The following is a 20,017-nucleotide window of genomic DNA, read 5'->3' as shown; positions in this document are numbered from 1 at the left end:
TCAAACATGAAGAAAACGAACAAAAAAATGCTGACTGCTTTCCTCCTCAGCACTTCTTTGGTTGTTGGCGCACTCTCTTTTCCTCTTACTCCTGTAAGCGCGCAAACAGATTCTGTCCTCAAGCTCCGCCTGTTGGAAACGACAGATATCCACACCAACATCGTTAACTATGACTACTATCAAGACAAAAACACAGATGAGTTTGGCCTCGCAAAAACAGCGACATTGGTCAAAAAAGCAAGAGAAGAAGTGAAAAACAGCATCCTGATCGACAACGGTGACTTGTTGCAAGGAAACCCATTGGGCGACTACGTGGCAAAAATTGACCCGTTGAAAGCTGGAGATACTCACCCTGCTTACAAAGCAATGAACCTGATGGACTATGATGTTGCCAATATCGGTAACCACGAGTTCAACTTTGGTTTGGAGTTCTTGGAAACCAGCTTGAAGGGTGCGAAATTCCCTTACATAAATTCCAACGTCTATGTAGACGACAAGGACAAAAATCCAGACAATGACAAAAACATGTACACTCCTTACGAAATCCTGGAGCGCACATTTAAAGATGAGAACGGCAAAGATGTAAAACTCAAAGTTGGCGTTATCGGTTTTGTTCCGCCACAAATTATGCAATGGGACAAGGCTCACCTGGAAGGAAAAGTAATCGCGAAAGACATCGTGGAAACTGCCAACAAATTCGTACCTGAAATGAAGAAAAAAGGTGCAGACATCATCATCGCGGTTCCTCACTCCGGGATTGGCCCTACCGAGGGTGGTCCTCAATTGGAGAACGCTAGCTACCAACTGAGCAAAGTAGATGGTATCGACGCGATCCTGTTCGGACACTCCCACTCCGTATTCCCTGGTCCTGGATTCGATAAAATTCCAGGCATTGATGCAGAAAAAGGAACGATCAATGGTAAACCAGCCGTTATGCCTGGCTTCTGGGGTAACCACCTCGGCGTGATCGACCTGACGCTGAAACAAGAAAACGGAAAATGGAAAGTGGCTGAGTCCGCTACCAAAGTAGTACCGATCTATGACAAAGCTAACAAAGCATCCTTGGCTGATGCAGACAAAGCGATCGTAGATGCAGTAAAAGAAGATCACGATAAAACGGTTGAATGGGTTCGTTCTGCTGTCGGGAAAACATCTTCCCCTATCTTCAGCTACTTTGCACTTGTGCAAGATGACCCTTCTATCCAAATCGTAACCAATGCACAAAAATGGTTCGTTGAGAAAAACGTGAAAGGTACAGAATACGAAGGCATTCCAGTTCTGTCTGCTGGTGCACCATTTAAAGCAGGCGGCCGTAACGGAGTAAGCTACTACTCCAATATTCCTGCTGGTACAATCGCCATCAAAAACGTATCTGACTTGTACATCTACCCGAACACATTGAAAGCGGTTCTGGTCGATGGAGCTACGGTAAAAGAATGGTTGGAGCGCTCCGCTGGACAGTTCAACCAAATCGATCTGAAGAAAACTGATGAGCAACCACTCATCAACGAATCTTTCCCAACATACAACTATGATGTAATCGACGGTGTTACTTATCAAATCGATGTTACACAGCCCTCCAAATACGCTGTAGATGGAAAAGTAGCAAACAAAGATGCAAACCGCATCAAAAACCTGTCTTATAACGGCAAACCAGTAAAACCTGAAGACAAATTCATCGTCGTAACCAACAACTACCGTGCAAGCGGCGGCGGTGCGTTCCCAGGTCTGGATGGCAAAAACATCGTAATCGATTCTCCAGATGAAAACCGTCAAATCGTAATCGACTACATCCTGAACCAAAAAAATATCGACCCAGCAGCAGACAACAACTGGTCTTTTGCTCCAGTAGATGCGAAGCTGAACGTTACATTCACTTCTTCTCCTGACGCGAAACCATTCGCTGAAAAATTGTCCAATATCAAGTTCATCAACGTATTGGAATCTGGGTTTGCGAAATTCTCTATTGATCTGTCCAAGCCTGCTTCCAAGTAAGCTTGTCAACAACACAAACATCCCTCCTTCGAGAGGGATGTTTTGTTTTATCCGATTATCCGACAAAATGGTAATGACCCCATGGAGAACGCTGGAAGATTCTTTCTCCATCGTTTAAAAAACGTTGGCGATTCGCCATCACTTTGCCTTCCATTTGGATCAGCTGCATGACGCCCTTCATGTGGTAGCCTGGGCGCTGACTATACAAGCCCGTTACCTCCCGCAAGAAATTATCCGGATAGCGAAGCAATTGATGAACAGCCCAAATCTGGGTATCAGATAAATAGTTGACGTTACTATAGGCTTCCATCGCTTCCACAAAGGAATCCATGCGGTACTCTTGCATCAACAGCATTCGCGACATTAATTGTACAAGGTCGACAAGCTGAAGATCATGACCAACTGTATCAAGGTCAATCAAATAGCAATTGCCTCGCTCCGTAAGCAAAAAGTTATGACTCGCCACGTCTCTGTGCGCGAGTGTCCCCCTCTCCATGGCTACAAACATTTCTGGCGTCAAAGGCAGCTTGTAGGCAGATTGCAGCATCTCCTTGCCATCTCTAAGAACGTGATCTGCCTGGTGCGAAATGAGTTGCTCCAGTTTTGTCTGGGGTCCTTTCTGTTCAATCGACCACATCAACCGCTCAAAGTATTCCAAGCGGCTCTCCCATTTATCTAACAGAGCCGGTTTTCCTTCATACGCATACGTATGAGCAATAGGAAAACCCTGAGCTGCAACATGAAAACGGGCCAATGTTTCTGCTGTTTTTTTAACATCGAAAAGAGAAGCGTTATCTGCTTCATGCCCATCAATCATTTTCATGATGGTGTAATGACGGTCTTCAAATGCAAAAATTTTGGACCCTTCATGATTCGCCACATACTGCACCGTATGATGAAAGCCCTTCTCATGCAGTGCATCCGCTAACTCAGTCACCCACACAGCTTTTTCGACCTGCTTATATCCTTTGAGTATCCAGTGGCCCCGGTCTGTTTTTAACAGGTTGACGTTTCGCTTCGGCTTCACCCCGTAGATTTGACAGCGAAAAGCCTTTTCAATGGTGGATAAGATTCCTTTGTTCATCCCATACCCTCTCAGTAAGAAGAGGATTCTTCATGCCCATCTCCCCAGTTCGGCCAAACCCCTTGTTCGGGCATGGAAGCCATACACGGGGAAGGCGGGAACATCACGTTATTGTGAATCTCCTGTGGAGAACGAGTGTACTTGCCTTTTCGGCCTCTGTACTCCCGAACTTCAGAAGAACACTCACATGATGATGACTCCACTGGTTCCGGGCACACAGGCTTCTTCGCTCGTGGCCGCTTTAATGGCATGGGTGGAAATGGTGGTGGGCATGGATAAGGAAACGGCATCGGTCTGATCGGTGGTGGGACGATTGGAAATGGATTGATTGGTCGCATTTGTTCTGGACTCACAATCGGTCGTCGATTCGGATAAAACGGGCCAATCCACGGGTTCCCATACGGTGGGCAAGGCGGAAATGGCGGGCATGGTGGCATGAACGGCGGTGGGAATGGCCGGAATGGACGCACCTGTGGCGATGGCCTGCGATCTTGCTCTGGGCTTACCCTCGTAGATGGCTTCAGCTTCTGTTGCGGGCTCACTTTTGAAGGTGGCTTGAGCTGCTGTTGTGGGCTCACCCTCGAAGGCGGCTGCATAGGTTGCAACGGGCTCACCCGTGGCGGTGGATAGTTGGGCTGCATAGGTTGCAACGGGCTCACCCGTGGTGGTGGATAGTTGGGCTGCATGGGTTGCAACGGACTCACCCGTGGCGGTGGATAGTTGGGCTGCATGGGTTGCAACGGACTTACCTGTGGTGGCGGATAGTTTGGTTGCATGGGTTGCAACGGACTTACCCGTGGTGGCGGATAGTTTGGTTGCATGGGTTGCAACGGACTTACCCGTGGTGGTGGATAGTTTGGCTGCATCGGTTGCAATGGACTTACCCGTGGCGGTGGATAGTTTGGCTGCATCGGTTGCAACGGACTCACCCGTGGCGGTGGATAGTTTGGCTGTGGGCAAGGTGGGCATGCATAGGCTGGCGGTCGTGTAGGCTGTAATGGCAAGACCTGAGTCGGTGGTCTATATGGAATGTTGGGCACATTTTGATTTGGTGGAATCGCTGGTGGATAAATATACGGACTCACTCTGGTTGGAGGTGGAGTCGGTATGAGTGGACGTATAGGAACAGGTGGAATCGGCGGCAGCACATTTTGCTCCTCGATTGGTTTTTCAATCGGCTCCGTTGGTTTTGGAATTGGCTGTGTTGGTGGTGGAGGTGGTAATGTTGGTGGTGCCGTTGGCCTGACTACCTCTGGTGAAACTGAAGGGACTGGTGGTCTTGGCATTTCTTTGGGAGGTCTAGGCATCTCCTTGGGTGGCCTCGTTGGAATGGGAGCCGGCGGTAGAGTAGGTCTGGTCTCCTCCCTTGATTCGATTTGTACTTCTCCGGATTCTTCCGGCTCAATTGGCCGCCTTTCGATTTGTTGCGGTACCTCCATCTCTTCCTCTTCCGTAATCGGTCTTTCTTTCACATAAGGGGCTGCCTCACTCATTGGATGGGGGGGCGTCGTTCTTTGCGGTGGTCGGACAGGAACTTGTTTCGCCGGAATCTTGATTCTCGCTCCAGGATAAATTGTATCGGGAGTTTTTAATTGACTATTAAGGCGTAACAGTTCTTTGTAATCGACCCCATATCTTTTGGCGATCTTCCACATCGTATCGCCTTTTTGGACGATGTGTATTCTCAATGTTTTTCTCCTCCCTTGCACCAAACTCCCTAACATCGTATGCAGTCATGGGCGTTTTGCTCCTTGACGCCACTCCTTTGTTGGGAGGGAGCAGAAAAAGAAAAAACCAATCCCTCTAGGAATTGGTCTGATGCATATAAAATGGATACGTCCCGAGCTGACGAACTTGACAACCAATGGCTTCAATCTCCGCAAACGCTCCTGGCAACAAGACGTCGTCCATCTTCTGCTCAATGTCGATGACAAAAAAATAGTTTCCGAGTGCTTTCTTCGTCGGACGTGATTCGATGCGAGACAAGTTTACCTTTCTCCAAGCAAAAGCAGCCAGTACTTGATACAATGCTCCTGGGAAATCTTCCGGCAGCGTGACCAGTATCGTTGTCTTTTCTTTGCGGGAAACCGGCAGATCAAGACTTTCCTGACCGACGAGAACAAAGCGCGTGTAGTTATTCGAATAATCTTGAATTTGTTCACGCGCAAACTCCAATGGATAGATCTCTACATTTAATCGAGTACCAACAGCAGCCCACGGCTCTTCTGGATGCTCGCTCACCATTTTTGCAGCCAATGCCGTACTGTTTACCGTTTCGATCGCTGCTTCCGGCAAATTCTCACGCAAAAAGTTGTGGCTTTGTGCAATCGCTTGAGGATGTGACAGCACTCTCTTAATAGCTGACAAAGGCAATGGGTGCTCTCTTTTTGCCACCAGCAAGTTTTGCGTAATGGGCAATGCTAGCTCCGCCAAAATGGGCAAATCCACTTCGTGAATGAGCCAATCCAGTGTAGAATTGACTGTTCCTTCAATGGAGTTTTCCATCGGTACGACACCGTATGCCACTTCCTTTTTGGAAACAGCGTCTAGTACTTCAATAATACTTGGGTACGGAACGAAAGATAGCTTTTGTCCGAGCGACAATATCCGCGCTGCTTCTTCGGTAAACGTTCCACGCGGTCCTAGAAAAGCAAGTTTCTTCTCCATGGCTACTCCTATCCACTATGGTCTATCTCTGATGGATTTCTACCTGTACGCCATTTTCGTCCGGTTGCAAGATCATCACGCGGTACGAGATGTCGTGCCCTTTCATCACTCTGTCCACAAATGCACGCAGCTTCTCTAATTCTTCATCCGAAGAGAAAAAGCAGAGGATCGTCGGTCCAGCACCGCTTAAAGCAGCCCCCAGTGCCCCGTGTTCAGTCGCTTTGTCCAGGATTTCGTTCAAGCCAGGTACAAGCTTTGCTCGATACGGCTGATGCAACCGATCCGACATTGCCCGTGCCATCAGGTCGAGTCTGCCTTGTGCCAGTGCAGCAACTAGCAAACTACTATGACCCACATTATATACAACATCCTCTCTGCTGTACACCTGTGGCAAGACGTTCCGCGCTTTTTCTGTCGAGAGCATGAATTCTGGGATTACGACGAGAGTCTGTAATCCCGCCGGAGCAGAAAACCGCACATAAGGAACGGGATCTCCTGGTACTTCAGGCATCGTCGCAACAATGATTCCACCAAACATCGAGGCTCCCGCATTATCCGGATGCCCTTCCAAGCGTGTTGCCTTTTCAAACAATTGCTCACGAGTAAATGGTTCGCCAGCGAGATGGTTGGCCGCTACAAGTGCACCTACAATCGCAGCGGCACTGCTCCCCAACCCCCTCGTCAAGGGAGCATCACTGGAAGCACGAATCGCGAGCTCAGGAATGGCGAGACCTGCTTCTTGAAACAATCCCGCCGCAACCTTGTACAGAAGATTGTTTTTGTCCGTCGGCGTTCCTTGCAGCTCCTTACCCACCATCTCTACTGTCGTATAATCACTGATTTCCATTTCTACGACAGAATACAACTGGAAAGCCATGCCCAGCGCATCGAATCCCGGTCCCAGATTCGCTGTCGTTGCCGGTATGGTTACTTTTACACGTCGTCCATTCATGATACAAATTCTCTCCCACTTTGACGAACCAGCTCCATCACAGCTTCGTGTGTCGCCGGAACAGAACGCGGCTCTTCACCTACCAGCTTTAAAGCGATATTTGGGTCTTTTAGTCCGTTTCCAGTCAGCACGCACACGATCTGGCTGCCGGGTTGAAGCCTTCCAGCCTCATGCAGCTTGATAATGCCAGCCAGCGATGCTGCCGAGGCAGGCTCACAAAACACCCCTTCACTCTTCGCCAGCAAATGATAGGCATGCAAAATTTCTTCGTCCGTTACACTATCGACGAGACCACTTGATTTCGAAATGGCATTCAAAGCGCCATCCTTGCTCGCCGGGTTGCCAATGCGAATAGCTGTCGCAATCGTTTCAGGATTGGCTACCGGTTCGCCATGAACCAATGGCGCGGCTCCCGCTGCCTGGAAACCGTACATCTTAGGCAAGCGGCTCGATTTTTTGGCTGCGAAATATTCCTCGAAGCCCTTCCAATATGCTGTAATGTTACCTGCATTGCCGACTGGGATGGCCAAAATGTCAGGTGCGTCCGTCAGCGCATCGCATACTTCAAATGCCGCGGTCTTTTGTCCTTCGATCCGGTAAGGGTTCACGGAATTCACCAGTGTAATCGGCTCTTTCGCTGTGATTTCGCGAACGATATCCAGCGCTTCATCAAAATTACCGTCTATCGCGATGACTTCTGCACCATAGGCGATAGCCTGAGCCAGCTTGCCCAACGCGATGTTGCCATTCGGGATCAGTACGATGCAACGCAATCCTGAGCGTGCCGCATACGCCGCAGCTGCTGCTGATGTATTCCCCGTCGAAGCGCACATAATTGTGTTGCTTCCCTCTTCTACCGCTTTGGCTACAGCCATGACCATGCCTCTATCTTTGAAAGAGCCGGTCGGATTGAGCCCCTCGTACTTGACGTACAGCTCCACCCCCAATTGTTTGGATAGGTTCGGGGCATGGATCAGGGGAGTGTTTCCTTCATGCAAGCTGACCAGCGGAGTTTTTTCTGTGATCGGGAGAAATTCCCGGTAACGTGCCAGGATGCCAGACTGTCGATCGAAAGCCATTATTTGTCTCCTCCTTCTACACGGTAGCAGCTCTGCACAGTTGATACGATATCCATCTGCTCCATGTAAGCCAACACCGCATCCATGTCACTTTTTGAGGACAGGTGTGTAATCATAATAATCTCCGCTTCACGTCCGTTGTTGAACGGTTGCTGGATGACCTGCTCAAGGGAAATATTTTTGTCTGCCAACAGCTGCGTAATTTGAGCAAGTACACCGCGTTTATCTGCAACTACGATGCGCAGGAAGTATTTCGAGAATTTTTCGCTGTCTTCTTTCAATACTTTTTCTTTGTATGGAGCAACCATTCCGCGTCCATTCACTCCTAGCTTTCTGTTTTTGACGACAGTGACCAGGTCAGACACAACGGCGGTAGCGGTTGGCAATTCACCTGCGCCCGGGCCGTAAAACATGGTCTCCCCTACTGCTTCCCCATGTACGTACACGGCATTATAGACGCCATTTACGGAAGCGAGTGGATGGGATTTCGGAACCAGAGTCGGCTGCACACTTACCTCAATCGCCTCTTCGTCACGACGAGCAAGTCCGAGCAGCTTGATTTCATAGCCCAGTTGTTTGCCATAGGCGATATCTTCCTTACTCACGGAACTGATCCCTTTTACGTCTACATCTTCGAGCTTCATCGGTACACGGAAGCCCAGCGTTGCCAGAATCGCCATTTTGCGGGCAGCATCAAAACCTTCTACATCAGAGGTAGGGTCCTGCTCCGCATAGCCCAGTGCTTGCGCTTCTTTCAATACCTCGCTATATTCTGCGCCCTCTTGACTCATTTTGGTCATAATGTAATTGGTTGTCCCGTTGACGATCCCCATCATTTTCGCGATACGGTCTGAGGAGAAGCCTTCTACTAACGCCCGCAAAATCGGTATGCCACCAGCCACGCTTGCCTCGTAGAAAACGTCACAGCCCTTTTCTTGCGCCTTCGCTAAAATTTCGGCTCCGTGCAACGCCATCAGATCTTTGTTGGCTGTTACTACGTGCTTACCTCGTTCGAGTGCACCCAAAATATATTCCTTCGCAGGGTGAATGCCACCAATTACTTCTACGATGACTTCAATTTCTGGATCATCCAAAAGACTAGCAGGGTCAGTGGTCAGCGCGCCCTCCATGGATGAAAGATTGCGAGATTTTTCCGCATCCTGAACAAGAATACGGGAAACCTCAATACTGAGGCCGGTTTGCTTTTGCAAATCCTCCTGATGCGCTTGAATAATGCGTACGACACCAGTCCCTACTGTTCCAAAACCCATTAATCCCAATTTAATGCTCTGCTTCTCCATGTCTCTCTCCCCTGCCTTTTCTTTATTGTTTTTTGCTTAGCCTCTACCGACGATCATCGCTTTGCGGACGCCCGGGATCAGCTGCAAGTTATCCAAAAACTCCGTGCTAGATACGCGAAGATTAGCCATATCGACTGACATGGATATGGTAGCAATCCCTTGAAGTGGAATCGTCTGATTGATGGTCAATACGTTTCCACCTTGATCTGCTACATATGTGAGCACTTTGGATAAGTAACCTGACATGTGATCCAAAGAGAAAGTAATCGTCATAATCTTTTCGCTCATCATCGCATTGAACGGAAAGATGCCATCTTTGTACTTATAAAAAGCACTGCGGCTCAATCCCACCCGTTCAACCGCTTCATTCACGGTATCCACTTCGCCGGATTCCAGCATCTTCTTGGCTTCAATCGTTTTGGCAATCGATTCTGGCAGGATGTCAGATCGAATCAAGTAGAATTTTTCTTCCTTTTTCATGCGTTGTGTCCTCCTGAGAAAAACAGTTGTTTCTTCATAGAGGACATTATAACGGAAAGCATGTGATGTGACAATCCTTATCCGCCACTTTTTTTCATCGGATCATATTTGGTTTACTTTAATTACATGAGGGGGAGCTTCTTCGCGCACAATAATGCGTATCTATGGAGGAGGTGAAAGGCAAATGGCCGGACGTGGAAAGTCAGATAAATCGGAGCGCCGTAACAATCACCCAGCGGGTAAGCCAAGCAGTCTCGATCAGTTTGGCAATGACATGCGGGGCAAAAAGATGGCACAATCCCCAAACGTGATTGAAGATCCGAGCGGGAACGGATAAATAAGCACAAAAAACCCGGGACATCATTGATCCCGGGTTTTCCTGATTCGATTAGTATGCCAAAGAGGACAGACCGTTAATATGAGTCAAGTAGCGAACATTACTCGCTTCTTTCATCAAGGTTGCTGGCAAGCCTTTCAGCTTCAGTTGGCTTGCGCCGATTGTTCCGATCGCGTCTTTACGGCCCAAGCTACCCAGTGTACCAGAGAATACCGGTTTAAAGGTATCCATTTTGGTGCCGTTGAAGTGTGCGAAGAGATTGTGACCAACTACTTCGCCCATTTGCCATGCCAGTTGCGCAGTCGGAGGGAATGGACGACCTTCTGGCCCCATTACGACCGCACTGTCACCTGCAAGGAATACATCAGGGTGAGAAGTAGATTGCAGGAATTCTGTAACAGTTGCACGCCCGCGGTTTACTTCCACGCCGCACTCAGCCACTACGCGATTTCCTTGTACGCCACCTGTCCATACCATTGTTTTGGTTTCAATGGTACCGCCATCTTTCAGGCAAACCGTGGTTTCTTTCATTTCGGTTACAGGTACGCCTGTCAGGAACTGAACGCCGCGTTTTTCCAAGCTCGTTTTCGCACGCTCAACCAAGTCAGGAGCAAAACCAGCCAAAATGGATGGACCTGCTTCTACACAGTAGATGGATACGTCTGCAAAGTCTACGCCGTGTTTGTGGCACAGATTTGGCAACATATCAGCGAATTCCCCAACCAGCTCGATACCTGTCAGACCGCCACCACCTACAACGAAGGTAGCATCTGCTTTATTTTTGCTCGTCTTGTATTCAATCACGCGCTCTTCGAGGTGTGCACGCAGACGATTTGCTTCTTCTACAGATTTCAGTGTAAAGCTGTACTCTTGCAGACCTGGGATTCCGAAGAATGCGGTTTCACTTCCCAGCGCAATCACCAGAGCATCGTATTTGATGGACTCGCCGCTCGCCAATGTTACGCGTTGGGAATCGAGACCAATATTTTCTACCGTGTCTACTACGAGGTTAATCTCTTTGCCACGCAGCAATCTTTCCAGAGGGAGAGCCACGTTTTGTTCAGACAGGTTTCCTACTGCCAAGCGGTGCAGTTCCGTAATGATTTGGTGAGTAGGAAAACGGTTTACCACCGTGATCGACGCTTCTTCAGCCGTCATGTATTTACGTGCAGTCAATGCGCTGAGCAAACCGCCATAACCGCCGCCTAGAATCAGAATATGCTTCGCCATGCCCAATCCTCCGTCCTTGTCTTACATTCCATAATAAAAATACTAGCGTTTTTGTTGTTGACGTTCTGCTGATACTTCCAGGAATGCTTGTGCGAAACGCAAAGTTTTTTGTACTTGCGGATCCTTGAGCATTTTGAGAATACCGAACAAACCGATAGTAGACTCTTCTACATGAACACGGTCATTGGCTTCAATGGCTGCTTGCGCAATACCTTTCGCTTTATCAGAGATCGGTTTTACGAACTCTTCCATTCCGCCTTTGATGTCGTCGATCAACACATGATCATTTGCTACTGTTTGTACCAAATCATATGTTTTGGTCAAAAGAGTTGTCAGTTCTGCCAATTTAGGCAGGTTCGCCACCAATACGTTCAGTGACTCTTGGATTTCTGGTTTCATCAACTGATCGAGTACATCTTGTTGCTGCGCTGGTGCCAGAGTTGCAGTGCTTGCTACTTCAGCAGCAGCTTGAGCTTGTTGCGTAGTTGTTTGAGACATAAAAAAAACGTCCTCCTTTGCTTTGGAATAGAGGCCTTTCATTCTCGATGCCTGTTCATACGAGTAACGGCCGCTATTCTCCCTGAGCATCCGATAATAATTGCTTGTAACATTTTTCACAAAGTAAAGCAGACAACGGATTCGAACAATAAAAAGTGAATGATTTCACAAGTATTTATTCAGGAAAGCGTACACAACAAATCCATCAAGTGAACAGGCTCGATGTAGAACTCTATGTACTCTACTATATACCTTCTTTACAGGAACATCAAAGGAAAAAAACCGCTTCCTTAGGAAGAAGCGGTAGTTGAGAGCTTTTTATAGTAATCTTTGATCAGTTCATGGTGCTTTTCATTGATATCCGTAAAGATTAATTCAATGATCGATTGCTTGTCTTGGAACGTTTTTTCCACGATTTTCGCCATCATGACAATCTCCTGCGCTTGCTTCGGTATCTTGAAAGACAAGTGGAGAAAATCGCCCTTCGACACATAACCGTCTGTACCCAATACAAGACGGGTAGGAGAGAATTTCAGCAACACTGCCTCGCCTTTTTCTTCGATCGGTCTAGCTCCCATCACCTTGTACGGAACAGAAATACCGAGATCTGGGGAGATGGGATCCTGCTTGCGCTTTTGTGTAATTTCTACCCCTACACTAATCGGAATCATCCCTAAAAGCTTGATCGGCCAAAGCGTTTGCTCCGAAACTACTTCCAAATCAATGGTATTCACTGCCGCATCCGTTTCCCAACGAATGCGTACAGTTGATCCGAGAAGCTCTGCTTTTGTTTCAGGCTTCATCTCGTAGGAAACGACGAGATAACTGCCCTTTGCATGTTCAACCAAAACTTGAACAGGTGTCTGTACCTGCTTGGAGATGATTAGCGGTAGCGTCGCACCGCGTTGGAGTCGTTTATCCCCCAAAAATGGGTTCAGTGATGGGATATCAATCATGGTTTTTGTCACTCCACAAAGTCAAACTCTAATTTGCCGATCCGAACGGTATCCCCGTCTTTTGCTCCCAGCTTGCGCAGAGCATCATCTACACCCATGCTGCGCATTTGTCTTGCAAAACGCTGGGCTGCATCATAGCTGTTCAGATTGGTCATGCGTACGAGCTTCTCGATCTTTTCACCGCTGACAACAAATACTTCGTTATCACGCGTAATCTCGAATGCGTCTGGTTCTTTTTCTGCTCGGAACACCACGCGCTCTTCCACTTCCGCAACTTCCTCGACAGCAGGCTTGTCCGGAATCGTCGCCAAGGTATCCCCGATCGCATACATCAATTCTTGTACGCCTTGACGGGTGGCAGCAGAGATCTCGTACACCTTCACATCTGGAGCCTTTTCCTTGAAAATACGCAGGTTTTCCTCTGCTTCTGGCAGTTCCATTTTGTTCGCGACTACAATTTGCGGACGATCTTCGAGCTTCAGGTTATACATCGTCAGCTCTCGGTTGATCTGCAAATAATCCTCGTATGGATCGCGTCCATCTACCGCTGCCATGTCAATCACATGGACGATCAAGCGTGTACGCTCTACGTGACGCAGGAATTGGTGACCAAGACCCACACCTTCATGTGCGCCTTCAATCAATCCTGGCAAGTCAGCCATTACGAAGCTTTGCTCGCCCAAGTCCACAACACCCAGATTCGGTGTAAGGGTCGTAAAGTGATACTCCGCAATTTTTGGCTTGGCCGCTGTTACACTGGACAGCAACGTGGATTTTCCGACACTCGGATAGCCAACCAAGCCCACATCTGCAATCAGCTTGAGCTCCATGACAATGTAACGCTCTTGACCTGGCTCTCCGTTCTCCGAGATGTGTGGGGCTGGATTCGAAGAGTTGGCAAAACGAATATTACCTCGTCCACCACGTCCGCCTTTTGCAATCACAGCACGTTGGCCCTGCTCTACGAGATCGGCAATCACTTCTTTGGTATCATCATCAATGACAGTTGTTCCAGGTGGCACGCGCACAACCATATCTTCCGCGCCTGCCCCGTGCTGAGATTTGTTGCGGCCATGCTCTCCGCGAGGTGCTTTGAAATGTCGTTGATAGCGGAAATCTACCAGTGTACGCAGACCTTCATCCACGACAAACACGACATCTCCGCCTTGACCGCCATCTCCACCCGCTGGACCACCCAGCGGTACGTACTTCTCCCGGCGAAAGGAGACGGCTCCGTTACCACCGTCCCCGCCTTTTACATATACTTTTACCTGATCGACAAACATGGTGTCACCTCTTTCATTCCGCGAATGGAACCACCAATTTCAGGATCCATTCTTCTTCCGTATGTATCCACTCGGTGACCTCCACCGTACTCTGTTCGCTTTTACGTATCAGCTTTTCCAATTCTTCCATTCCGGATGCACGAAGTACACCGGCCAGGTCAAAACGAAAATGAACGCCACGCTCATCCATCTGCAAGCTTACCTGCATGCTGGCTGCTTCGTACCCGCTCTGGTCTACATGATCGTTCACTGTGCATAATATCTCTGACACCAACTGGAACAAGTCTTGCTCGTTCAAAACTACTCGCGTGAGATCCACATGATTGCACACGTCTACTTCTAAAAGCAATTCATTGTTCAGTGCATTAAATGTCAAGAAGAAGACGGACAACAAGGAGCTATTCAATCGGGCAACCATCGATTCCTGCATCGCCATCTGTGCGATGCGCTTCAAATGGGCCTCTCCTTGTTCAGTACGGTTCAAATGCAAATAGCCGAGCAGAACCTGAACGTGGTTCAACCAGTCGTGCCGCTGCCTGTTCAGAACGGTCAGCAGTTGGTCTGTCTGATGCGTAAACAGCCTCCGCTCGTCCCCCATCACATTCACCCAAGTCGATAAGAATATCTTTCCCATCTATTGTACCATAAAAAAGTGCCGGACAAAAAGAAAACCCAGCTATATCGCTGGGTTTTTCTTAACAAATATTTACGCTTCGGAAGCAACTGGCTCGATCACAACTTGTTTGCGATCACGGCCCAGACGCTTGAAACGAACAACACCATCTGCAGTTGCAAACAGAGTGTCGTCTCCGCCTTTCATTACGTTCGCACCTGGGTAAATCTTTGTTCCGCGTTGACGAACGAGAATGTTACCAGCAGTAACGAATTGCCCGTCGCCACGTTTCACGCCCAGACGTTTGGAAATGGAATCGCGACCGTTCTTTGTGGAACCTACCCCTTTTTTCGATGCGAAAAACTGAAGGTCCAAGTTAAACAGCATGTTCATATCAGACACCTCCCTGCCATTTACGATCATTTACTTTTACGTATTTACCGTAATTCGCCTCAACTGACAAAAGAGCAATTACCATGCTCTCTGCCAAAAGCTGTTGTTTCTCGCGTGTAGTCTCATCATCCGAAGAAGAAAGACTCCACTTCAAGAACCCACCGCCTTCTTGTGCGACAGCGACATCAGGAGTGATGCCCGTCAAAGGTTGGATGGCGTTTAATATACCAAAGCTGATGCCTGATACAGCAGAACAAACGATGTCTGCCCCATAGGCACCCGCATTGGCATGTCCGGAAATACTAATTTCATGGATACCGTGCTGCGCACGGCTCACGATCACTTCAATCATAACAAGTCACCAATTAAGCGTTGATCTTCTCGATCACAACTTTGGTGAATGGTTGACGGTGACCTTGCTTGCGACGGTAGTTTTTCTTGGCTTTGTATTTGTACACGATAATTTTCTTCGCTTTACCGTGTTTTTCTACTTTACCAGTTACCGTAGCACCAGCTACTGTAGGAGCTCCTGCAGTAACTTTGCCGTCTTTGCTTACGAGAAGAACCTTGTCAAAAGTAACTACTTCACCTTCAACGTCAGCCAATTTCTCGATGAAGAGAACTGCTCCCTCTTCAACTTTGTATTGCTTTCCACCGGTTTCGATAATTGCGTACACTGTGTGCACCTCCTATACTCAGACTCGCCTTTACAGGTGCGTCGACGAGCGACGGCTTATGTACCTGATTCGTGCGGTTACAGTATGCACGAGGCATATCTGCATGACAACCATTAGGTTATCATAGCTACAATAGCCCAGTCAAGTTATTTCGACTGTAGACGCTCCGCCTCTGCCCGATTTCCGACGTATCCAATTCGAAACTCGTCCGGGCCCATAGTAGGAACAAGCTGCTTATAGACATAGACAGGCCATGTGATTGCTTCTGCTTTTTCCCACTCCTCTATCAAGTCCAACAATCTTGGCGGCATGTCCACGAGAACAGCCTCCGCATCTTGGCTCTTTGCCAATGCGGTGACTTCGGCGTACAAGCGCCGAAATAGCTCGTCTACTCGCCAAACTCTCCCTCGACCCTTGCATGCCTCACACGGCTCCGTCAGCCGCTCCGACAGGCTCGCACGCATTCTTTTTCGCGTCATCTCGACTAATCCAAGCGTCGTCATCCCGAGAACAGTCGAAGGGACGAGATCCTTCGCCAGCTCTTGTTTCAATCGCGAGATCACTCGCTCCTTATTGCTCTGCTCTTTCATGTCGATGAAATCAATGATCACGATGCCACCGATATCTCGCAACCGCAGCTGCCGGGCAATTTCAGCTACTGCTTCCAGATTGGTCGCCGTCACTGCCTGCTCCCGCTGTTGCCCTCCCCCACCTGTGAATGATCCGGTATTTACATCGATGACCGTCATCGCTTCAGTCCTGTCGATGACCAAGGACCCTCCACTCTTGAGTGGCACATGTCGATCGCGAGTACGAATCAGCTCCACCTCGACACCCAAGAAGTCAAAGAGCGGCTGTTTGCCCTGATACCAGCGAAGCTTCTCTTGTACTTCCGGAGCAAAAGCAGCCAACGCCGCTTTTACCTTCTGGTGAGTCGCCGCCCCTTCTACCAACAGCTCATCCATTCCGTTTGCCAAGCCATCTCGGAGCGCCACCTCGACCAACTCTGCATCCTGAAAAATCCGCCCGGTCGAGCGCAGTCCCTCCGCTGTTCGCAGCATGTCCTGCCAGCGATTGCGCAAATAGACCAGTTCGTTAATGAGTGTCTGCTCTTCTGCTTCCGCCGCTTCCGTGCGCAGAATACAGCCTTCTCCTTGCGATACTGTCGATGAGATCACCTGATGCAGCCGTTTTCGCTTGGTATCATCGGTTATTTTACGAGAAAGCGATATGCTTGCTTCAGTCGGAAGGTACACCAAGTAACGCCCCTGCAAGCTGATCCGCATCGTAATTTTTGGTGCCTTCATTTCCAGCGCCTCTTTACTCACTTGAACCAATACCTTTTGCCCTACGTGAACGCGCTCCGCAATGCTTGGTTTCGCTGCTCCGCCCGACTCCACACCCACTGTGTCATCTACATACAAATAAGCATTTTGGTCTGTACCAATATCAACAAAGGCGGATTGGATACCAGGCTTCACATCCGCGATCCATCCTTGATAAATGTCACCAACGCTTGCGTGTGCTCCCACATCCTGTGTACGCCATTCCTGCAATTTCCCGTTTTCCATGAATGCGATGCGGATACTGCCACCTTGTGCACTGATCGCTACTTGTTTCACTGCCTTCACTCCTTATTCCCCGTACAAACATTGCCCAAAAGAAGGATAACCGGGCTCATAGGAAGTAATCTAACATAGCTGCCAAGTCAAGGTAAAGGAGATAATCCATGATTCATGCTGGTGATTTAAAAATAAGAGACTTATCCCCCAATGATGCCGTTCACTTAGTCAAATGGCTTTCTGACGAGCGAGTTTTGGCCTATTATGAAGGTCGCGATCGGCCACATGACGAGAAGCTCGTGCAGCAAAGCTTTTTTCCGGAAGACGACGGCGAAAATCGCTGCCTGATCTGGTACGCGGACAAACCGATTGGCTACGCGCAATTTTATCCACTTGATGCCCCGGGAAAACAACTGTATGGGTATGCAAAAGACGACGTCGTTTACGGCATGGACCAGTTCATCGGAGAGCCTGCTTACTGGAATCGCGGTATCGGCACTCAGCTCGTTAAAGCCATCCTCTACTATCTCCACAAGGAAAAAGGAGCACAAAAAGTAGCGATTGACCCGCAAGCCTGGAATGAACGAGCCCTGCGTTGCTATGAAAAATGTGGTTTTCGAAAAGTAAAAGAGCTTCCTCTGCACGAATGGCACGAAGGAAGCATGCGTGATTGCTGGCTGATGGAATGGATCGCTCCTGCAGACTAAGGTCTAAAGGCTAAAGGAGCTTACCCACTGCGGCGTCGTGCTTTTGTTCAAACAGCAGGGCATGCAATAGCTGCTCCTCTGCCAAGAGACCCGCGCCTTGCACGTAGAAAAGATGTGAGCATCCCCGCCGCAACTTGTGGGAGACTGCCAGTACCGTCTCCTCAGGATGCACGCGTATGGCTTGAACGGCAGCTTCTTCTTGCTGCCGGTCGTATTTTTCCACAAGAAAGCGAAAAAATTGATATGGAAACCGTAAAAATGCTTGAATGTTCAACGTCAATAAATAAATTCCGATCACTGCTAAGTTGTACTTCAACTCCAGGCTGGACATCCCCACCATGATCCCCGCAAAAAGCGTACTACCTGTCATCGATATCATCGTCGCCTGCCTATACGACATAAACCAGCATAGAACGGCCAAAAAGATTCTCCCGCCATCCAATGGCCAGATTGGCAACAGGTTAAACAGCGCAATCGTCAAATTACTTACCAAGAAAAAGCGGGCCCACTCTTCCGTCCATATCCCCATAAACCAAAACAAGTACGAAGCAGCCATCATCACCATATTTAAAAAGGGCCCTGCGAGTGCCACGACAATCTCATCCATTGGGTCCGTGGCGTACGAGTCTTCTATCGTCGCTACACCACCAAAAGGCAGAAGCTGCACTTCTTTAACGGTCCATCCGAGCTCGCGCGCCATCGCTACATGCCCCAATTCATGGATCAGTACGATGACAAACAACGTAATGACCTCCAAAAAATGGCCTGTCACCACGGACAAGCCGATCACCGCCCAAAATAGCAGGTGAATGCGAAACCGAATGTCAAGCCAACCTCCCCTATTCAAACGGTATCACTTCCAGGGGATTAACAAATTGCTCATTCACTTTCGCCCCTACATACAGATGACGTGATGTCTGGTCCATTACCCGTGCGGTTCCGATGACTTGACCTGGTTTAAGGACCTCGTCCTTCGTCACCCCTATACTATCGAGATTGCCCAGCCATATTTCCCGCCCTTTGGTTAGACGAACAATCACTGTCGTCCCATAATCAGGCTTTTCACCGACAAACGCGACCCAGCCAGCCTCTCCTATCGTGATTTGATCGTTCATTCCCGTATGCAGGATCACATTTGCACTCTCTGGATCATAGGATTTTATGACTTTCCAGCTACTGGGGAGCTTCCACACAGCATTTGCGTCCTTTGTTGTGCTCGTGGCTGGCACAGCAGGGGGATTGGTAGCTATCGAAGGAAGCATCGTCGGAATCGGACCAACTCTTGCTTCATACCAGTCCGCTACCCCCGAAAAATTAAAGTCCCGTGTCATGACTTCCCTCGCGGAGCTTTTCCAAGAGGCAGGGATCAGCGTAGTTTGAAACAATACATAAGCAGCACCAATCAATAAGACAGATGCTAAAATTTGCACGCCCCACTTTTCATGGGACGGTGGCTGGTCCATCATATCGTTCTCGCGCGGCGAGTAACTGAATGGGTTTGGTGTTTCTTCGATGGGATCTTTCCATTCATCGACGTAGGGAGTATAGCTGTCTCGCGACTGTGTTCGGATTCTTTCCAAACGCTCTCTCCGTCTTTCTTTTACTCGATCGACTCTGTCAAACATGTCCATCCCTCCGCAGGCCAAGCCTTTAGTATCATCCTATGACTTGTCTACCTGCTTTATGACGACCGTTGTCCCTCTCCAACGCCCCAGCGAATCGGGTGGAAACACGCAAAAAAGACAGTCTCCCTATTGAGAGACTGCCTTTGAATCAGTCAATTTTACAGTTTAGTTACGCTAGCAGCTTGTGGTCCACGGCTACCTTGAACGATTTCGAATTCAACCTTTTGACCTTCGTCAAGAGATTTGAAACCTTCTGACTGGATTGCGCTGTAGTGTACGAATACGTCGTCGCCACCCTCAACTTGGATGAAGCCGTATCCTTTTTCTGCGTTAAACCATTTTACGATACCTTGTTGCATGAAACAAAACCTCCCTGAACATTACGCCCCACGAGGCGAAAGAGTGTAGCGTTAACCTCTTTTTTACAGATAAGCCTTTTGCGTCAAGGAAAAAAAGTCATACGAATTGCGATTGACAATTGGTGACGTCACTCACAATACGTACGACTCCATACCAATCAATCAAACACTATAACTTGTAAAAATGGTTAACTTAGGATGATTTTAGCATATGTA

At 48.6% G+C, this 20,017-nt stretch carries 23 protein-coding genes, 1 pseudogene and 1 other annotated feature; of the genes and pseudogenes, 4 read left to right on the top strand and 20 right to left on the bottom strand.

Annotated features, from left to right (window positions below; translation table 11 throughout):
- The first annotated feature begins 6 nt into the window (after positions 1–6).
- The gene (locus ACKKE8_RS10525) at positions 7–1,995 is read left to right on the top strand and encodes a bifunctional 2',3'-cyclic-nucleotide 2'-phosphodiesterase/3'-nucleotidase (RefSeq protein WP_409178128.1); all 1,989 of its coding nucleotides are present in this window, start codon (positions 7–9) and stop codon (positions 1,993–1,995) included.
- A gap of 55 nt (positions 1,996–2,050) precedes the next feature.
- On the opposite strand, the gene ACKKE8_RS10520 is transcribed toward ACKKE8_RS10525, so the two are convergent.
- A complete protein-coding gene (locus tag ACKKE8_RS10520) occupies positions 2,051–3,079 on the bottom strand; it encodes a phosphotransferase (protein WP_409178127.1) in 1,029 nt (342 codons plus the stop codon).
- A gap of 183 nt (positions 3,080–3,262) precedes the next feature.
- Positions 3,263–4,039, bottom strand: coding sequence for a hypothetical protein (locus tag ACKKE8_RS10515; protein WP_409178126.1), 777 nt, complete (start codon positions 4,037–4,039; stop codon positions 3,263–3,265).
- A 147-nt stretch (positions 4,040–4,186) separates the two neighbouring features.
- Between ACKKE8_RS10515 and ACKKE8_RS10510 the strand changes: the two genes are divergently transcribed.
- Positions 4,187–4,555, top strand: coding sequence for a hypothetical protein (locus ACKKE8_RS10510; protein ID WP_409178125.1), 369 nt, complete (start codon positions 4,187–4,189; stop codon positions 4,553–4,555).
- A gap of 125 nt (positions 4,556–4,680) precedes the next feature.
- On the opposite strand, the pseudogene ACKKE8_RS10505 reads toward ACKKE8_RS10510, so the two are convergent.
- The 6 genes and pseudogenes from ACKKE8_RS10505 to ACKKE8_RS10480 all read right to left on the bottom strand — a co-directional run.
- Positions 4,681–4,734, bottom strand: a pseudogene (locus ACKKE8_RS10505) (LysM peptidoglycan-binding domain-containing protein); the annotation flags it as partial.
- A 148-nt stretch (positions 4,735–4,882) separates the two neighbouring features.
- Positions 4,883–5,746 (bottom strand): prephenate dehydratase, encoded by an 864-nt coding sequence (gene pheA, locus ACKKE8_RS10500; RefSeq protein ID WP_409178124.1) that lies wholly within the window; start codon positions 5,744–5,746, stop codon positions 4,883–4,885.
- A 22-nt stretch (positions 5,747–5,768) separates the two neighbouring features.
- Positions 5,769–6,698 (bottom strand): homoserine kinase, encoded by a 930-nt coding sequence (gene thrB, locus ACKKE8_RS10495; protein ID WP_409178123.1) that lies wholly within the window; start codon positions 6,696–6,698, stop codon positions 5,769–5,771.
- Positions 6,695–7,777 carry a threonine synthase gene (gene thrC / locus ACKKE8_RS10490; RefSeq protein ID WP_409178122.1) on the bottom strand — a complete coding sequence of 361 codons (1,083 nt, stop codon included), beginning with the start codon at positions 7,775–7,777 and terminating at the stop codon, positions 6,695–6,697. Before thrC ends, thrB begins: the two co-directional genes overlap by 4 nt.
- On the bottom strand, positions 7,777–9,078 hold the full coding sequence (locus ACKKE8_RS10485) for a homoserine dehydrogenase (protein ID WP_409178121.1): 1,302 nt from the start codon (positions 9,076–9,078) through the stop codon (positions 7,777–7,779). The genes thrC and ACKKE8_RS10485 overlap by 1 nt, the downstream gene beginning before the upstream one ends.
- 36 nt (positions 9,079–9,114) lie before the next feature.
- Entirely contained in the window at positions 9,115–9,558 is a 444-nt protein-coding gene (locus ACKKE8_RS10480) for an ACT domain-containing protein (protein WP_409178120.1), read from the bottom strand.
- 184 nt (positions 9,559–9,742) lie between these two features.
- Between ACKKE8_RS10480 and ACKKE8_RS10475 the strand changes: the two genes are divergently transcribed.
- Positions 9,743–9,895, top strand: a complete 153-nt coding sequence (locus ACKKE8_RS10475) for a hypothetical protein (protein ID WP_164724500.1) — start codon at positions 9,743–9,745, stop codon at positions 9,893–9,895.
- Between the two features lie 51 nt (positions 9,896–9,946).
- Here the strand turns inward: ACKKE8_RS10475 and ACKKE8_RS10470 are convergent, their stop codons facing one another.
- The 9 genes from ACKKE8_RS10470 to ACKKE8_RS10430 all read right to left on the bottom strand — a co-directional run bounded on the left by ACKKE8_RS10470 (position 9,947) and on the right by ACKKE8_RS10430 (position 17,170).
- Positions 9,947–11,125, bottom strand: a complete 1,179-nt coding sequence (locus tag ACKKE8_RS10470) for an NAD(P)/FAD-dependent oxidoreductase (RefSeq protein WP_142063261.1) — start codon at positions 11,123–11,125, stop codon at positions 9,947–9,949.
- A 42-nt stretch (positions 11,126–11,167) separates the two neighbouring features.
- On the bottom strand, positions 11,168–11,623 hold the full coding sequence (locus ACKKE8_RS10465) for a DUF1641 domain-containing protein (RefSeq protein ID WP_007728644.1): 456 nt from the start codon (positions 11,621–11,623) through the stop codon (positions 11,168–11,170).
- Positions 11,624–11,913: 290 nt separating this feature from the next.
- Positions 11,914–12,579, bottom strand: a complete 666-nt coding sequence (locus ACKKE8_RS10460; RefSeq protein ID WP_409178119.1) for a PilZ domain-containing protein — start codon at positions 12,577–12,579, stop codon at positions 11,914–11,916.
- An 8-nt stretch (positions 12,580–12,587) separates the two neighbouring features.
- Positions 12,588–13,865, bottom strand: coding sequence for a GTPase ObgE (gene obgE, locus ACKKE8_RS10455; protein WP_409178118.1), 1,278 nt, complete (start codon positions 13,863–13,865; stop codon positions 12,588–12,590).
- 13 nt (positions 13,866–13,878) lie between these two features.
- Positions 13,879–14,463, bottom strand: coding sequence for a Spo0B C-terminal domain-containing protein (locus tag ACKKE8_RS10450; RefSeq protein WP_409178117.1), 585 nt, complete (start codon positions 14,461–14,463; stop codon positions 13,879–13,881).
- Between the two features lie 108 nt (positions 14,464–14,571).
- Complete coding sequence (gene rpmA, locus ACKKE8_RS10445; protein WP_005832382.1) at positions 14,572–14,865, bottom strand: 50S ribosomal protein L27; 294 nt, start codon at positions 14,863–14,865, stop codon at positions 14,572–14,574.
- Between the two features lie 7 nt (positions 14,866–14,872).
- Positions 14,873–15,223, bottom strand: coding sequence for a ribosomal-processing cysteine protease Prp (locus tag ACKKE8_RS10440; RefSeq protein WP_409178116.1), 351 nt, complete (start codon positions 15,221–15,223; stop codon positions 14,873–14,875).
- A gap of 13 nt (positions 15,224–15,236) precedes the next feature.
- The gene (rplU, locus tag ACKKE8_RS10435) at positions 15,237–15,548 is read right to left on the bottom strand and encodes a 50S ribosomal protein L21 (protein ID WP_012685563.1); all 312 of its coding nucleotides are present in this window, start codon (positions 15,546–15,548) and stop codon (positions 15,237–15,239) included.
- Between the two features lie 10 nt (positions 15,549–15,558).
- Positions 15,559–15,637 (bottom strand) — a sequence feature (ribosomal protein L21 leader region).
- Between the two features lie 57 nt (positions 15,638–15,694).
- A complete protein-coding gene (locus ACKKE8_RS10430) occupies positions 15,695–17,170 on the bottom strand; it encodes an Rne/Rng family ribonuclease (protein ID WP_409178115.1) in 1,476 nt (491 codons plus the stop codon).
- A gap of 107 nt (positions 17,171–17,277) precedes the next feature.
- On the opposite strand from ACKKE8_RS10430, the gene aac(6')-35 reads away from it, so the two are divergent.
- Positions 17,278–17,817: an aminoglycoside 6'-N-acetyltransferase AAC(6')-35 gene (gene aac(6')-35, locus ACKKE8_RS10425; protein ID WP_409178114.1), complete on the top strand. Its 540-nt coding sequence runs from the start codon at positions 17,278–17,280 to the stop codon at positions 17,815–17,817.
- Positions 17,818–17,827: 10 nt separating this feature from the next.
- On the opposite strand, the gene ACKKE8_RS10420 is transcribed toward aac(6')-35, so the two are convergent.
- From ACKKE8_RS10420 to ACKKE8_RS10410, 3 genes are all read right to left on the bottom strand, one after another.
- Positions 17,828–18,664, bottom strand: a complete 837-nt coding sequence (locus tag ACKKE8_RS10420; protein ID WP_409178113.1) for a M50 family metallopeptidase — start codon at positions 18,662–18,664, stop codon at positions 17,828–17,830.
- Positions 18,657–19,442 carry a peptidoglycan DD-metalloendopeptidase family protein gene (locus tag ACKKE8_RS10415; RefSeq protein WP_409178112.1) on the bottom strand — a complete coding sequence of 262 codons (786 nt, stop codon included), beginning with the start codon at positions 19,440–19,442 and terminating at the stop codon, positions 18,657–18,659. The genes ACKKE8_RS10420 and ACKKE8_RS10415 overlap by 8 nt, the downstream gene beginning before the upstream one ends.
- Positions 19,443–19,600: 158 nt before the next feature.
- A complete protein-coding gene (locus ACKKE8_RS10410) occupies positions 19,601–19,801 on the bottom strand; it encodes a cold-shock protein (protein ID WP_005832370.1) in 201 nt (66 codons plus the stop codon).
- Between the last annotated feature and the right edge of the window lie 216 nt (positions 19,802–20,017).

This window comes from Brevibacillus fortis, assembly GCF_046196545.1.
Classification (GTDB): Bacteria; Bacillota; Bacilli; order Brevibacillales; family Brevibacillaceae; genus Brevibacillus; species Brevibacillus fortis_A.
This window is presented reverse-complemented; position numbering and strand designations above follow the sequence as displayed.